The 1,085-nt window shown below is 58.7% G+C and carries 2 protein-coding genes; both read right to left on the minus strand.

Annotation, left to right across the window (positions count from 1 at the left end; translation table 11 throughout):
• Positions 1-192, minus strand: a 192-nt coding sequence (locus AC1D1P_RS24055) for a hypothetical protein (RefSeq protein WP_477674750.1), incomplete at its 3' end; no start/stop codon positions are given.
• Positions 193-198: 6 nt separating this feature from the next.
• Positions 199-924: a YebC/PmpR family DNA-binding transcriptional regulator gene (locus AC1D1P_RS24060; protein WP_477669483.1), complete on the minus strand. Its 726-nt coding sequence runs from the start codon at positions 922-924 to the stop codon at positions 199-201.
• Between the last annotated feature and the right edge of the window lie 161 nt (positions 925-1,085).

The raw sequence follows: 1,085 nt of genomic DNA on the forward strand, positions 1-1,085 counted from the left end.
CTGCATATCCAGCGCCTGATCATTGACTTTGCCGGCTTTCACAATGTTGGCACGGGTTTCATCGACCAGCGACTTCTGCACGGCCAGGGATTCCTTCTGCAGGGCGATCGCCTCGCTGCGCAGGCGGTTTCCCTCCTGCAGCAGGGTTTCAATGCGGGCCAGCCGTTCGGAGTCATCCACAATTTCACCCACTGCCGTTCAGGTTTCGAGGGCCGCGTTGTGGAATACATCCTGGGTGTCGTCCAGGTCCTCCAGCACGTCCAGCAGTTTTTGCATCTTGCGGGCATCCTCGCCGGTCAGCTCAATCGTGTTGTCGGCGCGCATGGTGACTTCGGCAATCTCGGGCTTGAGGCCGGCGGCTTCCAGCGCGTTCCTCACGGCTTCAAAGCCCGTGTAAGGCGTCAACACCTCAATGGCACCGTCTTCATGCGTGATGACGTCGTCGGCGCCGGACTCCAGCGCGACTTCCATGATCTTGTCTTCACTGGTGCCGGGCGCAAAAATGAGCTGGCCGCAATGTTTGAACTGGAAAGCCACTGAGCCTTCGGTGCCCATGTTGCCGCCATGTTTGGAAAAAGCGTGCCGCACTTCAGCCACGGTACGCACCTTGTTATCGGTCATACAGTCCACGATGATGGCCGCGCCGCCTATGCCGTAGCCTTCGTAACGGACTTCCTCGTAATGCACGCCTTCCAGGCTGCCCGTGGCCTTGGCAATGCCGTATTTGACGTTCTCATTGGGCATGTTGGCCGCCTTGGCCTTGTCTACCGCCAGGCGCAGGCGCGGGTTCGTGCCCAGGTCGCCACCGCCCATGCGGGCCGCCACCATGATTTCACGCATTACCCGGGTCCAGATGCGCTGGCGCTTTTCATCCTGGCGCCCCTTGCGGTGTTGAATATTCGCCCATTTACTGTGACCGGCCACGAAGAATCCCTTATCAGACTGATTAATTGATTTAATCTACAACCCGCATTTTACTTTTTCACTCCAGGACACCCCATGGCCGAGCCGTTACTGATTGCCAAGCACGATTCCATCCACTGCGAGATCCTCCCCGCCCTGGCCAACCGCCATGGGCTGATCAC

Source organism: Polaromonas sp. P1_E1_2 (genome assembly GCF_056406035.1).